This is a genomic window from Burkholderia ubonensis (genome assembly GCF_902833085.1).
GTDB classification, from domain to species: Bacteria; Pseudomonadota; Gammaproteobacteria; order Burkholderiales; family Burkholderiaceae; genus Burkholderia; species Burkholderia ubonensis.
Map to the genome: position 1 here is coordinate 261,324 of NZ_CADFEB010000007.1, position 21,981 is coordinate 283,304.

Genomic DNA, 21,981 nt, shown 5'->3' on the forward strand with positions numbered 1-21,981 from the left:
CATGTGTCCTGTAAGTGAGTGCCGGGGAGGGGGCGGGGCGTCAGGCCGTAGCCTTGGTCTTGCGCGAGACGGCCGCGGACGGCGTGCGCATCGCCGTCCAGTAGACGACCTTGAGCTCGCCTTCCATCGTTTCGACGAGCGCGGACAGGCTTTCGACCCAATCGCCGTCGTTGCAGTACAGCACGCCGTCGATGTCGCGGATCTCCGCCTTGTGGATGTGGCCGCAGACGACGCCGTCGCAGCCGCGCCGGCGCGCTTCGTCGGTCATCACGGTCTCGAACTGCGAGATGAAGTTGACCGCGTTCTTCACCTGGTGCTTCAGGTACTGCGACAGCGACCAGTACTGGAAGCCGAGCCGGCTGCGGATCCGGTTGAACCAGCGGTTCAGCACGAGGATCAGCGTGTAGAGCGTGTCGCCGAGGTACGCGAGCCATTTCGCGTGCTGGATCACGCCGTCGAACAGGTCGCCGTGCACGATCCACAAACGTTTGCCCGACAGCGTCGTATGGAACGCCTCGCCGCGCACCTGGATGTCGCCGAACGCGAGGTCGCAGAACTGCCGCGCGCCTTCGTCGTGGTTGCCCGGGATGTAGACGACCTGCGTGCCCTTGCGGGCCTTGCGCAGGATCTTCTGCACGACGTCGTTGTGCGCCTGCGGCCAGTACCAGCCTTTTTTCAGCTGCCAGCCGTCGATGATGTCGCCGACGAGGTACAGGTATTCCGAATCGTTGTGGCGCAGGAAATCGAGCAGGTACGTGGCCTGGCAGCCGCTCGAGCCGAGATGGATGTCGGACAGCCAGATGGTGCGGTAGCGATGCGCGGACGGCTCGTGATCGTCGCGCTGCGTGGCGGACGCGTCGGGCGGTTCATGTGTCGAGAGGGCGTCGGCCGCGGCCGAGCCGGACAGGAAGGCGGTGGCGGCGCGGGCGCCGAGGGGGTGACGAAACAGGGAGGTCGCGGACGGTTTCTGGCCCATGCATGACTCGCGCCGGTTGACATTACCGGCATTGCGCCATGCGGGCGTGACTGTGACGTGACAGTCACAAGACGTTCTTATTACGGCGCGCAGGCGCCGTTCAGGGGTGAATTTTCGAGCGCCGCGCGAACGCGGCGGGGCGGCCCGTCCGGGGCGGTGACGGTCAGCGCGGCAGCGCGACGACGCGGGTGCGCGCGAGCCGGTCGTGCGGGAACTGGCGGTCCGGATGCAGCCGCGCCGCGCCGGCCCACACGGCGATCCACGCGCCGGCGAGCGCGAGCGTGACGGGCACGGACAGGCCGAGGAGCGGGTGCAGCGCGAGCGGCGGCAGGAACCACAGCCAGCCGAGCGCGTAGCGAACGAGCGCGTGGCCGGCGCTCAGCGGCCGGCCGCTCGCCGATTCGATCTTCAGGCGCCAGGTTTTCATCGGCAGCGTCTGGCCGCCGTGCGTCCAGAACCAGACGAAATACGCGCCGACGACGAGCGCGATCCACGCGGCGAGCAGGTTGTGATGGACGAGGCCGTTGCGCTGCTGCGTCGCGAGCGCGAACGCGAGGCCCGCGAAGAACACGATCCCGAACAGCAGGACGCCTTCGTAGAGCAGCGCGGCGAGACGCCGCCGGACGGACGGCGGGGTGGCCGGAGGCGGGCTCGTGCGCGGCACGGCCGCTCAGGAGCCCTTGAACAGCGACGGCGCGTCGGCGGGCGACACGGGCGCCGGCGCGGCAGGCGCCGGGGCTGCGCCGGCGGTGGCCGAAGCGACGGCCGGCGCCGGGGTTGCGCCTGCGGCGCCGCTCGACGCGGGCGGCGCAGGCGGTACGACGCTCGCGCCGCTCGCCGGATGCTCGTGCGCGTTCACGAGGCGGCGGACGTCGCGGTCGCCCTTGCCGGTCGGCGGCGCGCTGACGACGGTCGGCCGGCGGCGGCGCTCGGCCGCCGCGAGGCGCTCCTTCTGTTCCTCGGGCAACTGCTGGTAGGCCTTCCACGCGCGCTCACGCGCCTGCGCGGACAGGTCCTTCGCGGTCTGGTAGTTCTCGCGCGCGACGCGGCGCTGCTCGGGCGTCATCCTGACCCATTCGGCCATGCGCTCCTGCAGGCGCTTCTGCGCATCGGGCGTCATCTTCGGGTAGCGCGCCGCGATCTTCAGCCATTTGCGCTTGCGGGCGTCGCTGAACGCGTCCCACTGGTCGGCGAACGGCGCGAGCGCGACGTGCTGCGCGGGCGTCAGGCGCGCCCACGACAGCGGGCCGGCGGCAGCGGGCAGCGGGGCGAGGTCGGCGGTCAGCGCGATGGCGGCCGACGCGAGCGCAGGCGCGTTGGTTGCGACGGCGACCGCCTCGGGTTGCGGGTGGAAACGCGGGTACGTGGCGACGTAGGCGACGGCGATCGCGATCACGCATCCGAAAAATACGGCCAGGCCGCGCTTCTGACTCACCCGTGCGATCCCCTCGTTGCTTGTCTGATTAGTGGGCGTGCGAAAGATACGCGTTGAACCCGTGGTCGAGGTACGCGTTCAGCGGCAGGTCGTCGCTGAGCATCGCCGCGTCGATGTCGGCCAGCTCGGCAGTGCGCTGCATGTCTTCCCAGTACGCGATGCCGACAAGGCCGGCGAGCAGCAGCGCGAGCGGCCACGCGCGCAGCAGGCGGCGCGCGAGCGACACCGGCTGGCGCGCAGGCGTGACCACCGGGCCGTAGGCGCCGGCTGCGCCGGCGAACGCGGGGACGAACACCGGCGCCGTCACGGGCTCCGGCTTCTTGCGCGCAAGCGCGGCCTGGCGGGCGGCGGCCAGCCGGTCGGTGGTGGCGGCCGGCAGCGCGGCCGCGCGCTCATCGAGCGCGCGGCGCACCTTCAGCGCGATTTCGAGTTCTCGGTTTGCGGGAGCGGAGCTCATAGCGTGATTCCTTTGGCCTTGAGCGCTTCCGCCAGCGTGTGGGTGGCTCGCGAGCAATGCGTCTTGACGCTGCCTTCGGAGCACCCCATTGCGGCGGCAGTCTCGGCGACATCCATATCTTCCCAGTAACGCATCAGGAACGCTTCCCGTTGACGCGTTGGAAGTTTCTGGATTTCCTCGTCGATCAGGGCCAGAACCTGCTCCCGCTCGAGGCGGTGCTCGCTGCTCTCGACGCCCGGCGTCTGGTCGGCCGCCTCGAGCGTTTCGAGGGGGTCGAAGTCATCGTCGTCCGTATTGTTCAGCGACGAGAAGAGCGTGACCCAGGTGTTGCGGACCTTCTGCCGGCGGAACCAGTCGTGGATCGCGTTCTGCAGGATCCGCTGAAAAAGCAGCGGCAGCTCGGCGGCCGGGCGGTCGCCGTACTTTTCCGCCAGTTTGATCATCGCGTCCTGCACGATGTCGAGCGACGCATCGTCGTCGCGTACCGCGTACGCAGCCTGCTTGAACGCGCGCCTTTCGACGCCCGCCAGAAAGTCGGCGAGTTCCTTGTCTGATGCCATTCCGTGAAGGTATGCGCTGCGGACTGCCGCGTGAAGAAGGTCGAAAAATTTCGTAAAACCCGCGGATGCTAACAAATTTTCGCGCTGCTTGGCACCGGGTTGGGCGCGGCGCGTTGCGCGCGAACCGCGCCGCGGGGCCGCCCGCGGGCGGCGATGATGCACTGCGGGACATTTTGCTTGACGGCGTTCGCGCGACCGGCTATCGTCGTCCGTTCGCAACATAAGTGATGGTCTCATTTGAGGCTGGCCCAAGAAGCCCGCCCTTCAAACTGGACGCGCCGCTTGAACCCGAGCCACAAGCCCGGCAGAGAGCACCCGATCAATTTTTTGCCGAAAATTCGATAGGTCAACGATGAACATGCCCAGCGCGGAATTCTCCACGTCGGAACCCCTTTCCTCTCCCGATAGCGACTCGATCGGCGCCACCGTGCTCATGCAGGCACTGGCCGACGAAAACGTCGAATTCATCTGGGGCTACCCCGGCGGCTCGGTTCTCTATATCTACGACGAGCTGTACAAGCAGGACAAGATTCAGCACGTGCTGGTGCGCCACGAACAGGCGGCCGTGCACGCAGCCGACGCGTATGCGCGCTCCACCGGCAAGGTCGGCGTCTGCCTCGTGACCTCCGGCCCCGGCGTCACCAATGCGGTGACCGGCATCGCGACGGCCTATATGGATTCGATCCCGATGGTCGTGATCAGCGGCCAGGTGCCCACCGCGGCGATCGGCCAGGATGCGTTCCAGGAGTGCGACACCGTCGGCATCACGCGTCCGTGCGTGAAGCACAACTTCCTCGTGAAGGACGTGCGCGACCTCGCGGAAACAGTCAAGAAGGCTTTCTACATCGCCCGCACCGGCCGTCCGGGCCCCGTGCTGATCGACATCCCGAAGGACATCTCGAAGACGCCGTGCCGCTATGAGCCCGTCAAGAGCGTGTCGCTGCGCTCGTACAACCCGGTCACGAAAGGCCATTCGGGCCAGATCCGCAAGGCGGTGTCGCTGCTGCTGTCGGCGAAGCGCCCGTACATTTATACCGGCGGCGGCATCATCCTCGCCGACGCGTCGCGCGAGCTGAACCAGTTCGCGGACCTGCTCGGCTATCCGGTCACCAACACGCTGATGGGCCTCGGCGGCTATCGCGCGTCGGACAAGAAGTTCCTCGGCATGCTCGGCATGCACGGTACCTACGAAGCGAACATGGCGATGCAGCACTGCGACGTGCTGATCGCGATCGGCGCGCGCTTCGACGACCGCGTGATCGGCGATCCGGCCCACTTCGCGTCGCGGCCGCGCAAGATCATCCACATCGACATCGACCCGTCGTCGATCTCGAAGCGCGTGAAGGTCGACATCCCGATCGTCGGTGACGTGAAGGAAGTGCTGAAGGAGCTGATCGAGCAGCTGCAGACGGCCGAGCACGGCCCGGACACCGAAGCGCTCGCGCAGTGGTGGAAGGACATCGAAGACTGGCGCGCGAAGGACTGCCTGAAGTACGACCGCGAAAGCGAGATCATCAAGCCGCAGTACGTGGTCGAGAAGGCGTGGGAGCTGACGGACGGCAACGCGTTCGTGTGCTCGGACGTCGGCCAGCACCAGATGTGGGCCGCGCAGTTCTACCGTTTCAACAAGCCGCGTCGCTGGATCAACTCCGGCGGCCTCGGCACGATGGGCTTCGGCCTGCCGGCGGCGATGGGCGTCAAGATGGCGCACCCGGACGACGACGTGCTGTGCATCACGGGCGAAGGCTCGATCCAGATGTGCATCCAGGAGTTGTCGACCTGCCTGCAGTACGACACGCCGATCAAGATCATTTCGCTGAACAACCGCTACCTCGGCATGGTCCGCCAGTGGCAGCAGATCGAATACAGCAAGCGCTATTCGCATTCGTACATGGATGCGCTGCCGGACTTCGTGAAGCTCGCCGAGGCGTACGGCCACGTCGGCATGCGCATCGAAAAGACTGCGGACGTCGAGCCGGCGCTGAAGGAAGCGCTGCGCCTGAAGGACCGCACCGTGTTTCTCGACTTCCAGACCGATCCGACCGAAAACGTCTGGCCGATGGTCCAGGCCGGCAAGGGCATCACCGAGATGCTGCTCGGATCGGAAGACCTGTAACGGCGCGACGCGCGCCCGGCCGGATGCGGCCGCCTTCACGAAGGGCGGTGCGGCACGCGGCGGCGCGCGACGCGGGCTAATCGACACGGACACATTCTGGAAGAAGCGAACATGAGACACATCATTTCCGTCCTGCTGGAAAACGAACCGGGCGCGCTGTCGCGCGTGGTCGGCCTGTTTTCCGCACGCGGCTACAACATCGAAACCTTGACGGTGGCGCCGACCGAAGACCAATCGCTGTCGCGGCTCACCATCGTTTCCATCGGCTCCGACGACGTGATCGAACAGATCACGAAGCATCTGAACCGCCTGATCGAGGTGGTGAAAGTGGTGGACCTGACCGACGGTGCACACATCGAACGCGAGCTGATGCTGATCAAGGTACGTGCAGTGGGCAAGGAGCGCGAAGAGATGAAGCGGATGTCGGACATTTTCCGGGGCCGCATCATCGACGTGACCGAAAAGACCTACACGATCGAATTGACGGGCGCGAGCGACAAGCTCGACGCATTCATCCAGGGGCTGGACGCGGGCGCGATCCTCGAGACCGTGCGCACCGGCAGTTCCGGCATCGGACGCGGCGAGCGCATCCTGAAGGTGTGATGCCGAACAGGCACGCCGGGTGCGCCGTCATGTCCCGGCCCGCAGTACTCCATCTGAACGAATTGTTGAATTTTTGAATTAGCGAAGGAACCATCATGAACGTTTTCTACGACAAAGACGCCGACCTCTCCCTCATCAAGGGCAAGCAAGTCACGATCATCGGCTACGGCTCGCAAGGCCACGCCCACGCGCTGAACCTGAAGGACAGCGGCGTGAACGTGACGGTCGGTTTGCGCCGCGGCGGCGCGTCGTGGAGCAAGGCCGAGAACGCCGGCCTCGCGGTCAAGGAAGTCGCGGAAGCCGTGAAGGGCGCCGACGTCGTGATGATGCTGCTGCCGGACGAGCAGATCGCCGACGTGTACGCGAAGGAAGTGCACGCGAACATCAAGGAAGGCGCGGCGCTCGCATTCGCGCACGGCTTCAACGTCCACTACGGCCAGGTGATCCCGCGCGCGGACCTCGACGTGATCATGATCGCGCCGAAGGCGCCGGGCCACACGGTGCGCGGCACGTACTCGCAGGGCGGCGGCGTGCCGCACCTGATCGCGGTTGCGCAGAACAAGTCGGGCGCGGCGCGCGACATCGCGCTGTCGTACGCAGCGGCGAACGGCGGCGGCCGTGCGGGCATCATCGAGACGAACTTCCGTGAAGAGACCGAAACCGACCTGTTCGGCGAGCAGGCCGTGCTGTGCGGCGGCACCGTCGAGCTGATCAAGGCCGGCTTCGAGACGCTGGTCGAAGCGGGCTACGCGCCGGAAATGGCGTACTTCGAGTGCCTGCACGAGCTGAAGCTGATCGTCGACCTGATCTACGAAGGCGGCATCGCGAACATGAACTACTCGATCTCGAACAACGCCGAATACGGCGAGTACGTGACGGGCCCGCGCGTCGTGACGGAAGAGACGAAGAAGGCGATGAAGCAGTGCCTGACCGACATCCAGACCGGCGAATACGCGAAGAGCTTCATTCTCGAGAACAAGGCCGGCGCACCGACGCTGCAGTCGCGCCGCCGCCTGACGGCCGAGCACCAGATCGAGCAGGTCGGCGCGAAGCTGCGCGCGATGATGCCGTGGATCGCGAAGAACAAGCTCGTCGACCAGTCGAAGAACTAAGCGCGGACTGAGCAACACGCGCTGTTCCGGCCCTTCGAGAGGAGGGTCGGTAGCAAAAAGCCGCCCGAAGGCAGCAGTGCCCCGGGCGGCTTTTGCTATCCTACGGGCTTTGCAATTCACCGAACACAGAACGAATCCATGAACTATCCTCATCCGATCATCGCGCGCGAAGGCTGGCCGTTCATCGCGATTGCAGCCGTCATCGCGCTGTTGATCCATGCCGTCGGGGGCTTCGGCTTCGCGTGGCCGTTCTGGCTGCTGCTCGTCTTCGTCGTCCAGTTCTTCCGCGACCCGCAGCGCCCGATCCCGGCGCAGCCGAACGCGGTGCTGTGTCCGGCCGACGGCCGCATCGTCGCGGTCGAGACCGCGCAGGATCCGTATGCGAACCGCGAAGCGCTGAAGATCAGCGTGTTCATGAATGTCTTCAACGTCCACTCGCAGCGTTCGCCGGTGGACGGCGCGGTGACCAAGGTCGAGTACTTCCCGGGCGCGTTCCTGAACGCGGCGATCGACAAGGCGTCGACCGAGAACGAGCGCAATGCGGTCGTGATCCAGACGGCGAGCGGCAAGACCGTTACCGCGGTGCAGATCGCGGGCCTCGTCGCGCGCCGCATCCTGTGCTACGTGCGCGCCGGCGAGCCGCTGTCGCGCGGCCAGCGCTACGGCTTCATCCGCTTCGGTTCGCGCGTCGACGTGTACCTGCCGCTCGGCAGCCGCGCGAAGGTGTCGATCGGCGAGAAGGTCTACGCGTCGTCGACGATCCTCGCCGAGCTGGAACAGTAAGCGGCGGGGCGCACGATGGCCGCATTCAAACCGCGCCGGCCGCGCAATGGCACCCTGCGGCCGTTCCGCCGCAACAAGTCGGTCGCGCCCGACCCGGCGCCGATCGTCGAGAGCCGCCGCGCGAAACGCCAGCAGTTCCTGAAGACGCGCGGCATCTACCTGCTGCCGAACGCGTTCACCACGGCCGCGCTGTTCTGCGGGTTCTTCGCGGTGGTGCAGGCGATGAACGTGCGCTTCGAGATCGCCGCGATCGCGATCTTCGCGGCGATGGTGCTCGACGGGATGGACGGGCGGGTCGCGCGCATGACGCATACGCAGAGCGCGTTCGGCGAGCAGTTCGACAGCCTGTCCGACATGGTGTCGTTCGGCGTCGCGCCGGCGCTCGTGATGTACGAATGGGTGCTGAAGGACCTCGGCCGCTGGGGCTGGCTCGCCGCGTTCGTCTACTGCTCGGGCGCCGCGCTGCGCCTCGCGCGCTTCAACGCGAACATCGGGGTGGTCGACAAGCGCTTCTTCCAGGGGCTGCCGAGCCCGGCCGCCGCGGCGCTGATCGCCGGCTTCGTGTGGCTCGCGACCGACAACCGCGTGCCGATGAAGCTCGGCTGGCTGCCGTGGGTCGCGTTCGTGCTGACCATCTATGCAGGCGTGACGATGGTGTCGAACGCGCCGTTCTACAGCGGCAAGGCGCTCGACGTGCGCCACCGCGTGCCGTTCGCGGCGACCCTGCTGGTCGTCGTCGCGTTCGTGCTGGTGTCGTCCGATCCGCCGCTGATGCTGTTCTGCCTGTTCGTGCTGTACGGGCTGTCCGGCTACGCGTTCTGGGCCTACATGGCGGTGCGCGGACGTCCGAATCCGGCGCGCTCGTCGCAGCGCGAGCATTGACGCGCGACATGTTCCGAAACGGCGGCCTGCGGCCGCCGTTTTTTTATGCGCCCCTTTTTCCACCCGCGCTTCGGGCGTCGTCCGATTGCGCGGTCTGCGGAATGCCGCTATAGTCGTCGGCATGACTGCATTTTCCCGCCTCTCCCTCCTTCTAGCCGGTGCGCCGCTACGCGCGCTAGCGCTAGCGCGCCTGCCGCGCTGACCGTTTTCGCCCCCCGTCCAGGCTCGTCTGTCGTTCAGCGTCGCCAGCGGTGGCGCGAATCCATCTCGTTGTACCCCCGAACAAAGAGCCTTGGAGCCCCCCATGACAGACAAGCTGATCATTTTCGATACGACGTTGCGTGACGGTGAACAGTCGCCCGGCGCGTCGATGACGAAGGAAGAGAAGATCCGGATCGCGAAGCATCTCGAACGGATGAAGGTCGACGTGATCGAGGCCGGCTTCGCCGCCAGCTCGAACGGCGACTTCGACGCGATCCACACGATCGCGGGCCTCGTGAAGGACAGCACGATCTGCTCGCTGGCGCGGGCGAACGACAAGGACATCCAGCGCGCGGCCGACGCGCTGAAGCCGGCGAACAGCTACCGGATCCACACGTTCATCGCGACGTCGCCGCTGCACATGGAAAAGAAGCTGCGCATGACGCCGGACCAGGTGTTCGAGCAGGCGCGCCTCGCGGTGCGCTTCGCGCGCAAGTTCACCGACAACGTCGAATTCTCGCCGGAAGACGGCAGCCGCTCGGACATGGACTTCCTCTGCCGCGTGCTGGAAGCCGTGATCGCCGAGGGCGCGACGACGATCAACATCGCCGACACGGTTGGCTACGGCGTGCCGGAACTGTACGGCAACCTCGTGAAGACGCTGCGCGAGCGCATCCCGAACTCGGACAAGGCGATCTTCTCGGTGCACTGCCACAACGACCTCGGGATGGCGGTGGCGAACTCGCTCGCCGGCGTGAAGATCGGCGGCGCGCGCCAGGTCGAATGCACGATCAACGGTCTCGGCGAGCGCGCGGGCAACACGTCGCTCGAGGAAATCGTGATGGCCGTGAAGACCCGCAAGGACTATTTCGGCCTCGACGTCGGCATCGACACGACGCAGATCGTGCCGACCTCGAAGCTCGTGTCGCAGATCACCGGCTTCGTCGTACAGCCGAACAAGGCGGTGGTCGGCGCGAACGCGTTCGCGCACGCGTCCGGCATCCACCAGGACGGCGTGCTGAAGGCGCGCGATACGTACGAGATCATGCGTGCGGAAGACGTGGGCTGGACCGCCAACAAGATCGTGCTCGGCAAGCTGTCGGGCCGCAACGCGTTCAAGCAGCGCCTGCAGGAGCTCGGCATCGCGCTCGACAGCGAAGCGGACCTGAACGCCGCGTTCATGCGCTTCAAGGATCTGGCCGACCGCAAGGCGGAAATCTTCGACGAGGACATCATCGCGATCGTGTCCGAGGAAGCCGCGCAGGCGGCCGAGCAGGAGCACTTCAAGTTCGTGTCGCTCGCGCAGCATTCCGAGACGGGCGAGCAGCCGCACGCGAAGGTCGTGTTCGCGGTCGACGGCAAGGAGGTGACCGGCGAGGCGCGCGGCAACGGCCCGGTCGACGCGACGTTCAACGCGATCGAGGGCGAAGTGGGCAGCGGGTCCGAGTTGCTGCTGTATTCGGTCAACGCCATCACGACCGGCACGCAGGCGCAGGGCGAAGTGACGGTGCGCCTGTCGAAGAGCGGGCGGATCGTCAACGGCGTCGGCACCGATCCGGATATCGTCGCGGCGTCCGCGAAGGCCTACATTTCGGCCCTGAACAAACTGCACGCGAAGGACGACAAGGTGAATCCGCAGCGCTCGTAAGCGCGTCGCACGTCATCGAAACGCCCCGTGCGGCTCCACGCCGCCGGGGCGTTTTTTTCATTCCGCGCCCGCTCACTCCGCAGCGGGCGAGCGGAATTGCCAGCGCCGCGCGGCGGCGCGAGGCGGCGGGCACGGCCGGCGGAATTCGACCGCGATCCCGCGCCGCGGCGCGTCGGCGATGAACGCGTCGAGCAGTTCGAGCACGTCGTGGTCGATGTAGTCGGCGCGCGTCGCGTCGATGATCACCGCCGCGCGGTCCGGAATGTGCCGCAGGTGGTGCTTGACCTGCACCTTGCCGAGAAATGACACGTCCTTGCGGAACGACAGCAGGAAGTGGTCGTCATGCTGCGCAAGCGTGACCGGGCTCTTCAGGTTCGCGACGGCGACCGTGAGGACGCTGCACGCGAGGCCGAGTGCGATGCCGAACAGCAGGTCGACGGCGAGCACGCCGGCGATCGTCGCGACGAACGGCGCGAACGCGGCCGGGCCCTGTTTCGCGACCGAGCGGAACAGTGCCGGCTTGGCGAGCTTGAAGCCGGTGTGGATCAGGATCGCCGCGAGGCTCGCGAGCGGGATCAGGTTGATGAGGCCCGTGAGCGCGAACACGCTGACGAGCAGCAGCACGCCGTGCACGATCGCCGACAGCCGGCTTTGCGCGCCCGCGTTGACGTTGACCGAGCTGCGCACGATCACCGACGTGATCGGCAGCCCGCCCATCGCGCCGGCGACGAGATTGCCGACGCCTTGCGCCTTCAGTTCGCGGTCCGGCTGGGTCTGCCGGCGCTTCGGATCGATCTGCTCGACCGCTTCGAGGCTCAGCAGCGTTTCGAGGCTGGCGACGATCGCCAGCGTGATCGCGACCCGCCAGACGTCCGGATTGACCAGCTGCGCGAAATTGGGGCCGAGTTCCGCATGCTTGAGCGAGGCGGCGAACGCCGCAAACGACGCGAGCTCGGGCAGCGCGACCCGGTGCGCGGCGCCGGGCGCGAGCGCGGGCGCCAGCGCGCCGAGCACGAGCGTCGCGCCGATGCCGAGCGCGACGACCGCGAGCGGCGCCGGCACCGCGCGCACGATCGCGAAACGGCGCAGCGCGGGCCGCTCCCACGCGACCAGCAGCGCGAGCGACGCCAGCGCGATCGCCGCCGCGATCCACGCGGCGCTCAGGCCGGGCAGCGCGGAGAGCGGTTGCGCGGCACTGCCGCCGATGCCGAGCGCGAACGGGATCTGCTTGACGATCAGCAGCAGCCCGATCGCCGCCAGCATGCCCTTGATGACGGGGGACGGCACGTAGGCCGCGAAGCGGCCGGCGCGCAGCATGCCGAAGCCGAACTGCAGGATGCCGGACAGCAGCACGGCGAGCAGGAACGCCGGGAAGCTGCCGAGTTGCGCGATGCCTTCGACGACGATCACGACGAGCCCGGCGGCGGGGCCGCTGACGGACAGCGACGAGCCGCTCAGGAGCGCGACGACGAGTCCGCCGACGATGCCGGACACGAGTCCGGCGAACGGCTCGACGCCGGACGCATTGGCGATGCCGAGACACAGCGGCAGCGCGACGAGGAAGACGACGATGCCGGCGATGATGTCGCGCGGCAGCAGGGACAGACGCTCGTTCAGTTTCATGGTCGGGGGCGGTTTCGTTGGCGTGTGGGTCGGGATGAGGTTCAGCCGAGCGCCGGTGCGGGCGTCGCCGGCACGGGCAAGGCGTCCGCCGGCGGCGTCGCGTAGCCGGAATCCAGTTCCTTGAGGCGGCCGTCGGCGAGCGAAAAGATCCAGCCGTGCACGAGCGGCGGCCGTTCGCGGTCGCGCACGATCGGCGATGCGCGCAGCTGACGGACCTGATCGAGCACGTTCAGCTCGGCCAGGCGGTCGGCGGCGGCCGTGTCGTCGAGCCCGGCGAGCGCGCCGCGATGGCGGTGCGCGAGCGCACACAGCGGCGCGATGCGGCGCGCGACGTGCGGCAGGTCGGCGGGCGGCGGCAGCAGCGACGCGCGCACGCCGCCGCAGCCGTAGTGCCCGCAGACGATCACGTGATCGACCTCGAGCGCGCGCACCGCGTACTCGAGCACGCTCGCGCTGTTGTCGTCATCGGGCTGGAACAGGTTCGCGATGTTGCGGTGGACGAACAGGTCGCCGGGCGCGCAATGCGTGATGGTCTCGGCCGGCACGCGGCTGTCCGAGCAGCCGATCCACAGCACGCGCGGATTCTGGCCGCGCGCGAGCGCGTCGAAGAAGCCGGGCGTGCGTTCGCGCGTTTCGCGGGCCCAGGCGATGTTGGCAACCAGCATGCTCTTGGGGCGATTCATGAGGACTCCTTTTTGATGAAAGCAAATGAAAATCCATCGAAACGGACGAATTAGGATGCTTTCTTAACTGAAAGGTTCAATTTCGGCCGATATTAGGGGTATGCCCTAGATCAAGGGGGCAATGAAACAAATTGTTTCAAATTAAATCGAGGTAGTGCATGAGCTGCACCAGCTTGAAGCATTCATGCATCGCCGACGCGATTTCTCTAAGAGGTATGTCTGGCGGGGGATTCCGGTTAATGGTTATTGAATTTCATTGGCCCGGAAAGGATTGCCGCTCTATTTTGAGATTAAATAGGGCGACGGTAAAAAAGAAAGGCCATTCACGCAATAATTCGTGAATGGCCATTGCGGAAATACGCTGGAATCGCGCCGCGCGTTCAGAAAAGATTGCGGCGATCGGGATCGTGCAGCGGATCGGGGGTTTTCTGCGTGAGCCGCAGGATGCCCTGGCTGTCGAAATAGAAGCTGTACATCATGTACCAGACGTTGTCCTCGAGGTAGCGGTAGGTCCATGCCTCGCGCTTCATCAGCGGAAAGTAGGACGTCTCGACCGGACGGCCGAAATTGACGAGGACGTCGGTCTTGGTCCACTTGCCGATTTCCGCGCGGTAGAACTCGTTCGGCTGCAGCACCTGTCGAACGTTGACGATCTTGCCGGACCCGTCGACGTCGGCCGCGACCGTGATCTCGCCCATCGGCTGGGTCGGCCACATCAGGCGCTTGCCGCCGCCGGGCAGGTCGTAGATTTCGCGCGGCGGGCCCATGCGCGCGACGATCGCCGACTGGTCCTGGCCGGCCTGATATTGCTGCCATGGCTGTGCGCAACCGGCGAACAGCGCCGCCACGCAGGCGAGCAGCACCGGGACACGAATACGCATGTGTTTCTCCAAGAATCAGGGGGAATACGCATGTTGTATCACGGACCGCGCATTCCGGCGCGCGGCCCGGAAAAATTCGGTGCGGGATCGCGCAAGCGCGCGCTCGCTTGCCCGCGCGGGGCGCCCGGGCCTATGATCCGCGCTTCTCACGCGGATTCGGGGGCAGGCAGGCCGATGCAGATATGGAAGCGTTGCGCGCTCGCATGGAGCGCGGGCTGGGTGCTGGCGTCGTCGGCGTTCGCGGGCGGCGAGCCGGTGCGCATCGCGCTGATCGAGGGCATGTCCGGCCCGTTCGCGAACGCGGGCGCCGCGGTCGAGCGCAACCTGCGGTTCGGCGTCGAGCGGGTCAACGCGGCCGGCGGCGTGAAGCTGCGCGACGGCGCGCATCCGCTCGAACTCGTCGTGCTCGACAGCAAGGGCAGCCCGGAAGAGGCGCTGGTGCAACTGCGCGCGGCGGCGGACCGGCGCGTCGGCTTCGTCGCGCAAGGCAACAGCTCGGCGGTCGCGGCCGCGCTGGTCGCGGCGCTCGACAAGCAGAACGCCCGCAACCCGGACGCCCGGATGCTGTTCCTCAATTACTCGGCCGACGACCCGGCGCTGACGGGGGCGCGCTGCAGCTTCTGGCACTTCCGCTTCGACGCGCACGCGGGGATGCGGATGGCGGCGCTCGCCGACGTGATGGCGCGCGATCGCGCGCTGCGCAAGGTCTACCTGCTGAACCAGGACTACAGCTTCGGACATGACGTCAGCACGCTCGCGCGCCAGGCGCTGGCCGCGCGGCGGCCGGACGTGGCGGTGGCCGGTGACGAATTCCATCCGATCGGGCGCATCAAGGATTTCGCGCCGTACGTCGCGAAGATCCGCGCGAGCGGCGCGGACGCCGTCGTGACCGGCAACTGGGGCAACGACCTGACGCTGCTCGTCAAGGCTGCGCGCGAGCAGGGCCTGAACGCGAAGTTCTACACGTTCTACGGCAACAGCCTGGGCGCACCGGCGGCGCTCGGCGATGCGGGCGTCGGGCGGGTCGTGGCGGTTGCCGACTGGCACCCGAACGCGGGCGGCGAGAAATCCGACGCGTTCTACCGCGCGTTCCGGACCCGCTTCCCGGCCGCGCAGGACGATTACCCGGTGCTGCGGATGAGCCTGATGATCGAGATGGTGGCGGCGGCCATGAACCGGGCCGGCTCGGCCGATCCGGTGGCGGTCGCGCGTGCGCTCGAGGGCCTGTCGTTCGATAACGGCTTCCACGCGTCGCGAATGCGCGCACAGGATCACCAGCTGACCCAGCCCCTTTACGTGATGGAGATGGACAAGGCCGGCACGCCGGGCGTGCGGTTCGACAACGAGGGTTCGGGCTACGGGTTTCGCACCGTGCTGGCGGTCCCGCCGCCGCAGGCGGATGCGCCGTCGACGTGCACGATGACGCGTCCGTGACAAAGCGGTTCGGATCGTTGCGGAGTTGTGCTAGAATGCGGGCCGGTTGTAAATCACGGCACGGCCATTCTTCCGTGTCCGCCTGTTCGTTAGAAAGGAAATCAAATGTCTGTCGCAGATATCAAGAAGTCGGAAGTCGTTGCTCAGTTCGCACGTGGCACCAATGACACGGGTTCGCCCGAAGTGCAGGTCGCACTGCTGACCGCACGCATCGTGGAACTGACGGGTCACTTCAAGACCCACGCGAAGGATCACCACAGCCGCCGCGGCCTGCTGCGCATGGTGAGCCGCCGCCGCAAGCTGCTCGACTACCTCAAGGGCAAGGATGCCGACCGTTACCGCGCACTGATCGAGAAGCTGGGTCTGCGTAAGTAATCGGCGCGATTGCCGTCATCAAGATGCCTGTGTCAGTGCGCTGATGCAGGCATTTTGTTTTTGCGCGGTGCGTAGCGTCGCGCGCACCGCGGGTTGTCCGGCCGTCTGGCGCCGGGCTGCCCGAACGGCCGATACCGGGGGCGGGATTTGTGTCATTCCAGCGCGGCGCTGCATGCGTGCCGCGCTGGAATGGCATAAAAAACACACCTTGCTCCGGGTGAATCGGCCGGGACGCCGCCGCAACGGTCCGCCGGCGCGGCGAATGTTATGAACGAATCCAAAGGAGCAACCATGTCCATGTTCAACAAGGTCGTGAAGGAATTCCAGTGGGGCCAGCACAAGGTGCGCCTCGAAACCGGTGAAATCGCCCGCCAGGCGAGCGGCGCCGTGATCGTCGACGTCGAAGACACCGTCGTGCTCGCGACCGTCGTCGGCGCGAAGTCGGCGAAGCCGGGCCAGGATTTCTTCCCGCTGACCGTCGACTACATCGAAAAGACCTACTCGGCCGGCAAGATCCCGGGCGGCTTCTTCCGCCGCGAAGGCCGTCCGTCGGAGCACGAGACGCTGACGTCGCGCCTGATCGACCGTCCGCTGCGCCCGCTGTTCCCGGAAGGCTTCTACAACGAAGTGCAGGTCGTGATCCATGTGCTGTCCGTGAACCCGGAAGTCCCGGCGGACATCCCCGCGCTGATCGGCGCATCGGCGGCGCTCGCCGTGTCGGGCCTGCCGTTCAACGGCCCGGTCGGTGCCGCGCGCGTCGCGTACATCGACAACGCCTACGTGCTGAACCCGACGCGTGACCAGATCAAGGCGTCGAGCCTCGACCTCGTCGTCGCGGGTACGGAACGCGCGGTGCTGATGGTCGAGTCGGAAGCCGACCAGCTGTCGGAAGACGTGATGCTGGGCGCCGTGGTGTTCGGCCACGAGCAGATGCAGATCGCGATCGACGCGATCCACGACCTCGTGCGCGACGGCGGCAAGCCCGAGTGGGACTGGCAGCCGGCGCCGAAGAACGAGGCGCTGATCGCACGCGTGACCGAGCTGGCGCAGAACGACCTGCTCGCCGCTTACCAGCTCCGCGACAAGCAGGCGCGCTCGACGAAGCTGAAGGAAGTCTACGCGGCGACCTCGGCAAAGCTCGAGGAAGACGCGCTGGCGGCCGGTACGGTCGCGGCCGACAAGGCCACCGTCGGCAACGTGCTGTTCGACATCGAGGCGAAGATCGTCCGTTCGCAGATCCTGAACGGCGAGCCGCGCATCGACGGCCGCGACACGCGCACCGTGCGCCCGATCGAGATCCGCACCGGCGTGCTGCCGCGCACCCACGGCTCGGCGCTGTTCACGCGCGGCGAAACGCAGGCGCTCGTCGTCGCGACGCTCGGCACCAAGGGTGACGAGCAGATCATCGACGCGCTCGAAGGCGAATACCGCGAGCGCTTCATGCTCCACTACAACATGCCCCCGTTCGCGACCGGCGAAACGGGCCGCGTCGGCTCGCCGAAGCGCCGCGAAATCGGCCACGGCCGCCTCGCGAAGCGTGCGCTGGTCAAGTGCCTGCCGAGCGCCGATGAATTCGGCTACTCGATCCGCGTCGTGTCGGAAATCACCGAGTCGAACGGTTCGTCGTCGATGGCGTCGGTGTGCGGCGGCTGCCTCGCGCTGATGGACGCCGGCGTGCCGATGAAGGCGCACGTCGCGGGCATCGCGATGGGCCTGATCCTCGAAGGCAACAAGTTCGCGGTGCTGACCGATATCCTCGGCGACGAAGATCACCTCGGCGACATGGACTTCAAGGTCGCGGGCACCGAGCAAGGCGTGACCGCGCTGCAGATGGACATCAAGATCCAGGGCATCACGAAGGAAATCATGCAGGTCGCGCTCGCGCAGGCGAAGGAAGGCCGCATGCACATCCTCGGCAAGATGACGGCGGCGGTCTCCGGCGCGAACACGCAGCTGTCGGAATTCGCACCGCGCATGATCACGATCAAGATCAACCCGGAAAAGATCCGCGACGTGATCGGCAAGGGCGGTTCGGTGATCCGTGCGCTGACCGAGGAAACCGGCACGACGATCGACATCTCGGACGACGGCGTCGTGACGATCGCGAGCACGAACAGCGAAGGCATGGCTGAGGCGAAGAAGCGCATCGAGAACATCACGGCCGAGATCGAAGTCGGCCAGGTGTACGAAGGCACGGTGCTGAAGCTGCTCGATTTCGGCGCGATCGTGAACCTGCTGCCGGGCAAGGACGGCCTGCTGCACATCTCGGAAATCGTCAACGAGCGCGTGAAGGACATCAACGACTACCTGAAGGAAGGTCAGCAGGTCAAGGTCAAGGTGATCCAGACGGACGAGAAGGGTCGCGTGCGCCTGTCGGCGAAGGCGCTCCTGAACGAAGCGGCGGCAGCGTCGCACACGGATACGCCGCCGCAGCAGTAAGCGGACGGGCGTACGAACGGCCGGCTGCGCGAAAGCGCGCCGGCCGTTTTTTCTGTAGGATCGGGGCGCGCGCAGTGGACGCGCGTAGCAGACGCGCAATCCGATCCCGATCCCGGAGCAAAGCTCATGAAAGCCATCGAAATCACCGAATTCGGCGCCCCCGACGTCCTGAAGCTCGCCGAGCGTCCGCGCCCCGAGCCGCAGCGCGGCGAAGTGCTGATCAAGGTGGCGGCCTCCGGCGTCAACCGTCCGGACGTGTTCCAGCGCAAGGGCGCGTATGCGCCGCCGCCGGGCGCGCCGGATCTGCCGGGCCTCGAGGTCGCGGGCGAGATCGTCGGCGGCGATCTGTCCGATTCCGCGCTCAATCCGTTCGGCCTGAAGCTCGGCGATCGCGTGTGCGCGTTGCTGGCGGGCGGCGGCTATGCCGAATATGCGGTGGCGCCGCTGCCGCAGTGCCTGCCGGTGCCGGATGGCCTGACGGACATCGAGGCCGCATCGCTGCCGGAGACGTACTTCACGGTGTGGAGCAACGTGTTCGACCGCGCGCTGCTCGGCGCGGGCGAGGGCGGCGAGCAGGAGACGCTGCTCGTGCAGGGCGGCTCGAGCGGCATCGGCGTGACGGCGATTCAGCTCGCGCACGCGCTCGGTTTCCGCGTGTTCGCAACGGCGGGCAATGCCGACAAGTGCCGTGCGTGCGAAGCGCTCGGTGCGGAGCGCGCGATCAACTACAAGACCGAGGATTTCGTCGAGGTCGTGAAATCGCTGACGCATGATCGCGGCGTCGACGTGATTCTCGACATGGTCGCGGGCGCGTACGTGCCGCGCGAGCTGTCCGCGCTCGCGGATGGCGGCCGCCTCGTGCTGATCGCGCTGCTCGGCGGCGCGAAGGCCGAGATCAATCTGAACGAGATCCTGCGCCGCCGGCTGACGGTGACGGGCTCGACGCTGCGTCCGCGTCCGGTGGAGTTCAAGGCGCGCATCGCCGCGCAACTGAAGGCGCGTGTGTGGCCGTTGTTCGGCGAGGGTCGCATCAAGCCGGTGATCTACCGCGTGCTGCCGGCCGCGGAGGCTGCGCAGGCGCATGCGCTGATGGAAAGCGGCGAGCATATCGGCAAGATCATGCTCGATTGGGGTGCGAACAGCTGACCGGCCGGCCGCGCCTCGCCGGTCACACCGGCCGGCCGCGCTTGACATGCGCGGTTTGACCGGTTCAAGCGCTGCGCAGTAAAATCGCGGGTTTGCTTCGCCAGATCAAACCTGACGGCCGGTCGCCGGCCTGTCGATGACGAGACAAACACGATGTCGAAACAGAGAACGAAGCGGGTGATCGGCAACTGGAAGATGCACGGCCGGCTGGCCGGCAACCAGGCGTTGCTGAACGAAGTAGTGCAGGGCGCTGACTCGGTCGCGGCGGAAACGGCGATCGGCGTGTGCGTGCCGTTCCCGTACCTCGCGCAGGTTCAGGGGCAGCTCGACGGCGGCCGTATCGCGTGGGGCGCCCAGGACGTGTCCGCGCACGAACAGGGTGCATTTACCGGTGAAGTGGCTGCGGCAATGGTCGCGGAGTTCGGCGCACGCTATGTGCTCGTCGGCCATTCGGAGCGTCGCGCCTATCACGGCGAAAGCAGCGAGACGGTTGCGGCGAAGGCGCAGCGCGCGCTCGCGGCCGGGCTGACGCCCGTCGTGTGTGTCGGCGAGACGCTCGACGAGCGTGAGGCGGGCGCGACCGAGCAGGTCGTCGGCGCGCAGCTCGACGCCGTGCTCGCGGTGCTGACGGCCGACGAGGCCGTGCGCATCGTTGTCGCGTACGAGCCCGTCTGGGCGATCGGCACCGGCAAGAGCGCGACGTCGGCGCAGGCGCAGCAGGTGCATGCATTCCTGCGCGCGAGGCTTGCGGCGAAGGGTGCGGCGGAAGTATCGGTACTGTACGGCGGTAGCGTGAAGCCGGACAATGCGGAAGAATTGTTCGCACAACCGGACATCGACGGCGGCCTGATCGGCGGCGCGTCGCTGAAGGCGGAAGATTTTCTGGCGATCTGCCGGGCCGCGCGTTGAGCGGGCCCGGATCGTATTGAACCATGACGGCGGCCGGCGTGAGCGGGTCGCCCGATACAAGCTCGGGTGGGTGAGATGCTGTATTTGAAAACGCTGATTATTGTGGCGCAGGTGCTGTCTGCGCTCGGTGTGATTGGTCTGGTGCTGCTTCAGCACGGCAAGGGTGCCGACATGGGCGCGGCGTTCGGCAGCGGCGCGTCGGGCAGCCTGTTCGGCGCGACGGGCTCGGCGAACTTCCTGTCGCGCACGACCGGAGTGCTGGCGACGATCTTCTTCGTTGCGACGCTGGCGCTGACGTACCTCGGATCATACAAGTCGACGCCGTCGGCTGGCGTCCTTGGCGCTGCGGCGACCGCGCCGGCATCGGCGCCGGCCGCGTCCGCGCCTGCAGTGGCGGCGTCCGCGGCTGCGGGTTCGGCTGCGCACGCACCGGGCCAGGATGTCCCGAAATAAAAAGTTAAAAATTCTCCGTTTGTGCGTTGAACAAATCTGGAAGTCAGGTTAGAATTTAATTCTTGAAGCGATTCGCGGGAAACAGCAGTTACAACCCGAGTTGCATGCAGTGCCGACGTGGTGAAATTGGTAGACACGCTATCTTGAGGGGGTAGTGGCGAAAGCTGTGCGAGTTCGAGTCTCGCCGTCGGCACCAAAGTTACTCAATGCCAGCCGCTTCTAGTGGCTGGCATTTTTCATTTCTGGGGTGCGACTTGCGGTTGTCTTGCGATCGCATGCAGTCCGAAATGATTCCTTCCGCCGGATGATGTTATTCTCCGGACGCTCAGAACTAACCGATAGAGGATTGCCTTGAACCTCGCAGCCTATTACCCCGTCTTGTTGTTCCTCATCGTGGGCACTGGTTTAGGTATAGCGCTGGTCAGCATCGGCAAGCTTCTTGGTCCCAACAGGCCCGACGTCGAAAAGAACGCGCCGTACGAGTGCGGCTTCGAAGCCTTCGAAGATGCACGGATGAAGTTCGATGTCCGGTACTATCTCGTCGCCATCCTGTTCATCATCTTCGATCTCGAGACCGCGTTCCTGTTTCCGTGGGGCGTCGCGCTGCGTGACATCGGCTGGCCCGGTTTCATTGCAATGATGATTTTTCTGCTCGAATTCCTGCTGGGCTTTGCCTATATCTGGAAGAAAGGCGGCCTCGACTGGGAGTGATGGGCTAATCGCCGGTTTGCATGGGTGGCCACGCTCGGTCGCCCGTCTGGAGTGGAAAGCAAATGAGTATCGAAGGGGTCTTGAAGGAAGGGTTTGTCACCACTACGGCTGACAAGCTGATCAACTGGACGCGTACCGGCTCGCTGTGGCCGATGACGTTCGGGCTTGCGTGTTGCGCCGTCGAGATGATGCATGCGGGCGCGGCCCGCTACGATCTGGACCGGTTCGGGGTCGTGTTCCGCCCGAGTCCGCGCCAGTCGGACGTGATGATCGTCGCCGGCACGCTCTGCAACAAGATGGCGCCCGCGCTGCGCCGCGTCTACGACCAGATGGCCGAGCCGCGCTGGGTGATCTCGATGGGGTCGTGCGCGAACGGTGGCGGCTACTATCACTACTCGTATTCGGTGGTCCGGGGCTGCGACCGGATCGTCCCGGTCGACGTCTACGTGCCGGGCTGTCCGCCCACCGCCGAGGCGCTGGTCTACGGCGTGATCCAGCTGCAGGCGAAGATCCGCCGCACCAATACCATCGCCCGTCAATAAAAGCCCCGAGCG

The 21,981-nt window shown here is 66.4% G+C and carries 22 protein-coding genes and 1 tRNA gene; 15 read left to right on the plus strand and 8 right to left on the minus strand.

The window, feature by feature from the left end:
- Nucleotides 1–40: 40 nt before the first annotated feature.
- From HWX31_RS21055 to HWX31_RS21075, 5 genes are all read right to left on the minus strand, one after another.
- Entirely contained in the window at nt 41–976 is a 936-nt protein-coding gene (locus HWX31_RS21055) for a UDP-2,3-diacylglucosamine diphosphatase (RefSeq protein ID WP_174964920.1), read from the minus strand.
- 163 nt (nt 977–1,139) lie between these two features.
- Complete coding sequence (locus tag HWX31_RS21060) at nt 1,140–1,640, minus strand: RDD family protein (protein WP_059716020.1); 501 nt, start codon at nt 1,638–1,640, stop codon at nt 1,140–1,142.
- A 6-nt stretch (nt 1,641–1,646) separates the two neighbouring features.
- Nucleotides 1,647–2,411 (minus strand): DUF3106 domain-containing protein, encoded by a 765-nt coding sequence (locus HWX31_RS21065; protein WP_175933953.1) that lies wholly within the window; start codon nt 2,409–2,411, stop codon nt 1,647–1,649.
- 28 nt (nt 2,412–2,439) lie between these two features.
- Entirely contained in the window at nt 2,440–2,868 is a 429-nt protein-coding gene (locus HWX31_RS21070) for a DUF3619 family protein (RefSeq protein ID WP_174965174.1), read from the minus strand.
- Complete coding sequence (locus HWX31_RS21075) at nt 2,865–3,428, minus strand: RNA polymerase sigma factor (protein ID WP_174965175.1); 564 nt, start codon at nt 3,426–3,428, stop codon at nt 2,865–2,867. Before HWX31_RS21075 ends, HWX31_RS21070 begins: the two co-directional genes overlap by 4 nt.
- 352 nt (nt 3,429–3,780) lie before the next feature.
- On the opposite strand from HWX31_RS21075, the gene HWX31_RS21080 reads away from it, so the two are divergent.
- From HWX31_RS21080 to HWX31_RS21105, 6 genes are all read left to right on the plus strand, one after another.
- Entirely contained in the window at nt 3,781–5,544 is a 1,764-nt protein-coding gene (locus HWX31_RS21080; RefSeq protein WP_174965176.1) for an acetolactate synthase 3 catalytic subunit, read from the plus strand.
- 111 nt (nt 5,545–5,655) lie between these two features.
- Complete coding sequence (gene ilvN / locus HWX31_RS21085) at nt 5,656–6,147, plus strand: acetolactate synthase small subunit (RefSeq protein WP_006398781.1); 492 nt, start codon at nt 5,656–5,658, stop codon at nt 6,145–6,147.
- 95 nt (nt 6,148–6,242) lie between these two features.
- Nucleotides 6,243–7,259, plus strand: coding sequence for a ketol-acid reductoisomerase (gene ilvC, locus HWX31_RS21090; protein ID WP_042585926.1), 1,017 nt, complete (start codon nt 6,243–6,245; stop codon nt 7,257–7,259).
- Between the two features lie 138 nt (nt 7,260–7,397).
- Nucleotides 7,398–8,042 carry a phosphatidylserine decarboxylase gene (locus HWX31_RS21095; protein WP_042585925.1) on the plus strand — a complete coding sequence of 215 codons (645 nt, stop codon included), beginning with the start codon at nt 7,398–7,400 and terminating at the stop codon, nt 8,040–8,042.
- Nucleotides 8,043–8,057: 15 nt separating this feature from the next.
- Complete coding sequence (gene pssA / locus HWX31_RS21100; RefSeq protein WP_010091179.1) at nt 8,058–8,924, plus strand: CDP-diacylglycerol--serine O-phosphatidyltransferase; 867 nt, start codon at nt 8,058–8,060, stop codon at nt 8,922–8,924.
- A gap of 304 nt (nt 8,925–9,228) precedes the next feature.
- Nucleotides 9,229–10,773 (plus strand): 2-isopropylmalate synthase, encoded by a 1,545-nt coding sequence (locus HWX31_RS21105; RefSeq protein WP_174965177.1) that lies wholly within the window; start codon nt 9,229–9,231, stop codon nt 10,771–10,773.
- 72 nt (nt 10,774–10,845) lie between these two features.
- Here HWX31_RS21105 and HWX31_RS21110 read toward each other — a convergent pair whose 3' ends face one another.
- The 3 genes from HWX31_RS21110 to HWX31_RS21120 all read right to left on the minus strand — a co-directional run bounded on the left by HWX31_RS21110 (nt 10,846) and on the right by HWX31_RS21120 (nt 13,960).
- Nucleotides 10,846–12,396 carry a SulP family inorganic anion transporter gene (locus HWX31_RS21110; protein WP_174965178.1) on the minus strand — a complete coding sequence of 517 codons (1,551 nt, stop codon included), beginning with the start codon at nt 12,394–12,396 and terminating at the stop codon, nt 10,846–10,848.
- 41 nt (nt 12,397–12,437) lie between these two features.
- Complete coding sequence (locus HWX31_RS21115) at nt 12,438–13,079, minus strand: carbonic anhydrase (protein ID WP_174965179.1); 642 nt, start codon at nt 13,077–13,079, stop codon at nt 12,438–12,440.
- Between the two features lie 380 nt (nt 13,080–13,459).
- Nucleotides 13,460–13,960 carry a hypothetical protein gene (locus HWX31_RS21120; protein ID WP_010091185.1) on the minus strand — a complete coding sequence of 167 codons (501 nt, stop codon included), beginning with the start codon at nt 13,958–13,960 and terminating at the stop codon, nt 13,460–13,462.
- A gap of 174 nt (nt 13,961–14,134) precedes the next feature.
- On the opposite strand from HWX31_RS21120, the gene HWX31_RS21125 reads away from it, so the two are divergent.
- The 9 genes from HWX31_RS21125 (at nt 14,135) to HWX31_RS21165 (ending at nt 21,969) form a co-directional block, all read left to right on the plus strand.
- Nucleotides 14,135–15,394: a branched-chain amino acid ABC transporter substrate-binding protein gene (locus HWX31_RS21125; protein WP_174965180.1), complete on the plus strand. Its 1,260-nt coding sequence runs from the start codon at nt 14,135–14,137 to the stop codon at nt 15,392–15,394.
- Between the two features lie 105 nt (nt 15,395–15,499).
- Nucleotides 15,500–15,769, plus strand: coding sequence for a 30S ribosomal protein S15 (gene rpsO / locus HWX31_RS21130; RefSeq protein ID WP_006398792.1), 270 nt, complete (start codon nt 15,500–15,502; stop codon nt 15,767–15,769).
- 291 nt (nt 15,770–16,060) lie between these two features.
- The gene (gene pnp / locus HWX31_RS21135; protein WP_174965181.1) at nt 16,061–18,208 is read left to right on the plus strand and encodes a polyribonucleotide nucleotidyltransferase; all 2,148 of its coding nucleotides are present in this window, start codon (nt 16,061–16,063) and stop codon (nt 18,206–18,208) included.
- 126 nt (nt 18,209–18,334) lie between these two features.
- The gene (locus HWX31_RS21140) at nt 18,335–19,354 is read left to right on the plus strand and encodes an NAD(P)H-quinone oxidoreductase (RefSeq protein WP_174965182.1); all 1,020 of its coding nucleotides are present in this window, start codon (nt 18,335–18,337) and stop codon (nt 19,352–19,354) included.
- A gap of 153 nt (nt 19,355–19,507) precedes the next feature.
- A complete protein-coding gene (gene tpiA / locus HWX31_RS21145; protein ID WP_174965183.1) occupies nt 19,508–20,263 on the plus strand; it encodes a triose-phosphate isomerase in 756 nt (251 codons plus the stop codon).
- A 75-nt stretch (nt 20,264–20,338) separates the two neighbouring features.
- Nucleotides 20,339–20,716: a preprotein translocase subunit SecG gene (secG, locus tag HWX31_RS21150; protein ID WP_174965200.1), complete on the plus strand. Its 378-nt coding sequence runs from the start codon at nt 20,339–20,341 to the stop codon at nt 20,714–20,716.
- A gap of 111 nt (nt 20,717–20,827) precedes the next feature.
- Nucleotides 20,828–20,912: transfer RNA gene (locus HWX31_RS21155), tRNA-Leu, on the plus strand.
- 155 nt (nt 20,913–21,067) lie between these two features.
- Nucleotides 21,068–21,427, plus strand: a complete 360-nt coding sequence (locus tag HWX31_RS21160) for an NADH-quinone oxidoreductase subunit A (protein WP_174965184.1) — start codon at nt 21,068–21,070, stop codon at nt 21,425–21,427.
- Between the two features lie 62 nt (nt 21,428–21,489).
- Nucleotides 21,490–21,969 (plus strand): NuoB/complex I 20 kDa subunit family protein, encoded by a 480-nt coding sequence (locus tag HWX31_RS21165; protein ID WP_006398799.1) that lies wholly within the window; start codon nt 21,490–21,492, stop codon nt 21,967–21,969.
- The last annotated feature ends 12 nt before the right edge of the window (nt 21,970–21,981 follow it).

Excerpts from the sequence above, each read along its gene's own strand:
- HWX31_RS21055 (WP_174964920.1), bottom strand. The coding sequence starts at position 976 with ATGGGCCAGAAACCGTCCGCGACCTCCCTGTTTCGTCACCCCCTCGGC.
- HWX31_RS21070 (WP_174965174.1), bottom strand. The coding sequence starts at position 2,868 with ATGAGCTCCGCTCCCGCAAACCGAGAACTCGAAATCGCGCTGAAGGTG.
- HWX31_RS21075 (WP_174965175.1), bottom strand. The coding sequence starts at position 3,428 with ATGGCATCAGACAAGGAACTCGCCGACTTTCTGGCGGGCGTCGAAAGG.
- HWX31_RS21080 (WP_174965176.1), top strand. The coding sequence starts at position 3,781 with ATGAACATGCCCAGCGCGGAATTCTCCACGTCGGAACCCCTTTCCTCT.
- ilvN (WP_006398781.1), top strand. The coding sequence starts at position 5,656 with ATGAGACACATCATTTCCGTCCTGCTGGAAAACGAACCGGGCGCGCTG.
- ilvC (WP_042585926.1), top strand. The coding sequence starts at position 6,243 with ATGAACGTTTTCTACGACAAAGACGCCGACCTCTCCCTCATCAAGGGC.
- HWX31_RS21095 (WP_042585925.1), top strand. The coding sequence starts at position 7,398 with ATGAACTATCCTCATCCGATCATCGCGCGCGAAGGCTGGCCGTTCATC.
- pssA (WP_010091179.1), top strand. The coding sequence starts at position 8,058 with ATGGCCGCATTCAAACCGCGCCGGCCGCGCAATGGCACCCTGCGGCCG.
- HWX31_RS21105 (WP_174965177.1), top strand. The coding sequence starts at position 9,229 with ATGACAGACAAGCTGATCATTTTCGATACGACGTTGCGTGACGGTGAA.
- HWX31_RS21110 (WP_174965178.1), bottom strand. The coding sequence starts at position 12,396 with ATGAAACTGAACGAGCGTCTGTCCCTGCTGCCGCGCGACATCATCGCC.
- HWX31_RS21115 (WP_174965179.1), bottom strand. The coding sequence starts at position 13,079 with ATGAATCGCCCCAAGAGCATGCTGGTTGCCAACATCGCCTGGGCCCGC.
- HWX31_RS21120 (WP_010091185.1), bottom strand. The coding sequence starts at position 13,960 with ATGCGTATTCGTGTCCCGGTGCTGCTCGCCTGCGTGGCGGCGCTGTTC.
- HWX31_RS21125 (WP_174965180.1), top strand. The coding sequence starts at position 14,135 with ATGCAGATATGGAAGCGTTGCGCGCTCGCATGGAGCGCGGGCTGGGTG.
- rpsO (WP_006398792.1), top strand. The coding sequence starts at position 15,500 with ATGTCTGTCGCAGATATCAAGAAGTCGGAAGTCGTTGCTCAGTTCGCA.
- pnp (WP_174965181.1), top strand. The coding sequence starts at position 16,061 with ATGTCCATGTTCAACAAGGTCGTGAAGGAATTCCAGTGGGGCCAGCAC.
- HWX31_RS21140 (WP_174965182.1), top strand. The coding sequence starts at position 18,335 with ATGAAAGCCATCGAAATCACCGAATTCGGCGCCCCCGACGTCCTGAAG.
- tpiA (WP_174965183.1), top strand. The coding sequence starts at position 19,508 with ATGTCGAAACAGAGAACGAAGCGGGTGATCGGCAACTGGAAGATGCAC.
- secG (WP_174965200.1), top strand. The coding sequence starts at position 20,339 with ATGCTGTATTTGAAAACGCTGATTATTGTGGCGCAGGTGCTGTCTGCG.
- HWX31_RS21165 (WP_006398799.1), top strand. The coding sequence starts at position 21,490 with ATGAGTATCGAAGGGGTCTTGAAGGAAGGGTTTGTCACCACTACGGCT.